The organism is Candidatus Cloacimonadota bacterium, from assembly GCA_011372345.1.
Classification (GTDB): domain Bacteria; phylum Cloacimonadota; class Cloacimonadia; order Cloacimonadales; family TCS61; genus DRTC01.
Genome location: DRTC01000044.1, coordinates 1 through 1530 on the forward strand (window position 1 = coordinate 1; position 1530 = coordinate 1530).

General features: G+C 32.3%; 1 protein-coding gene. It reads right to left on the reverse strand.

Translation table 11 applies throughout. The features are described from left to right. Window positions 1-63 precede the first annotated feature (63 nt). The coding region (locus ENL20_00775; protein ID HHE37094.1) for a T9SS type A sorting domain-containing protein at window positions 64-1530 on the reverse strand (1467 nt) is incomplete at its 5' end.

Below are 1530 nucleotides of genomic sequence, written 5' to 3' on the forward strand. Positions count from 1 at the left end.
AAGTTGTCCTTCTTATGCAAATTGAAAACTTAACTCAAGTTTTCCACAGAATACAATTCTGTGCTACCTTAATAATATCATTTTACGAACTGCTTTTGTTTCATTATTTACATTTAATTTATAAAAATAAACACCATTCGAAACTATTTTTCCAAATTCATCTGTTGCATTCCATTCAATCGAAGATCGACAATCGTCAATCGTTAATTGCTTAACTTCTTGTCCTTTTAAGTTATAGATGGAAATTTCTGCATTCTTTATGTTTTCTTTGATAGAAAAAGATATTGTAGTCGTTGAATTGAACGGATTCGGAAAATTAGATAAAAAAAGTTCATTAGGATCTTTATTCGGTATCTCATTATCAGAAATAGAAGTTGCATCAAAATTTCCTACGGTAAAAGCAGGTTCGAGAATAAATTCAGTATAATTTTCTTCTTCATCCTGAGTGCATATTTTCAAATCATAAGCAACAGAATCTATGGCAGTTAAAGACGAAAGGTCTGCTGAAAAAACTTTTCCGAAAGTCCAGGTATGATAATCATCATAATCATGAATGAATTCTACATCCAATTCAGACCAGGTTTCTGCAAAATGTTCTTTATAAAAAGCTTTAACTGAATCGGTAATAACCGGAAAATAAACATACTCATTACCGATCAATTCGCTATCTGCTATTGAAACCAAAAGAGAAGAGATATCATTCTGTTCAAGCTGATTAACCGGCTTATCGTCTTCATTTCGAATCTGGAAAGCATTTATATAAGGTGGATTCGGCATTTCAAGACTCGAATCGAAAATATTTGTTAATCTTCCTGTACCCGCTAATCCTTTCAGACTAAAATTCGTATCTTCAACCATTAGAGTATATTCATCCGGAGGTAAATAAGATTCCCACAAATCCAGTAATTCTCCCTCCGCAAACAGGTCTCCAGTTGAATCATAAAGTGAAAATGTGGAATTTCGCATATCGTAATCACGGGCTTCATTGTTATACCCGATAATTTCTATATATGGACGGAATAAATTATTATCATAAGTAAAAAAAGATTTTATAAATAGCGGAGATTGTCCAAAAAATAATTGTTCTCCATCAGGAGAAAGATAATCGACAATTGTGGGAACAAAATTTAAAAAACTTCCAATACTTCCGTCTATACAATGAAATGGAGAAGTAAAATAATTATACATGAAAAATTCATCATCGAGAGAACACACGCAAATTGAGGATGTATTACCAGTACTAGCATATACATTGTTCATCATATATAAATCTGCATTCCATTGATCATCGTTACAATCTAAAAGATAATTTTCTACACAAATTCCCCAATAGAAAAAGAAACCTTCACCAGTATCACTCCAGTACATATTTGCAATAGCTATTTTTGGATTTGCTACACTTGCTGGAATATCCAAAGTTAGTTGCTGCTGAGAATAGTCGGCAGGTTCGTTAGAAAAAGATAAGTCGGAATCGATTTCAGGAAATGGACCGTATTGGGTTATATAAATCGAATTATCATCATGTTTTAG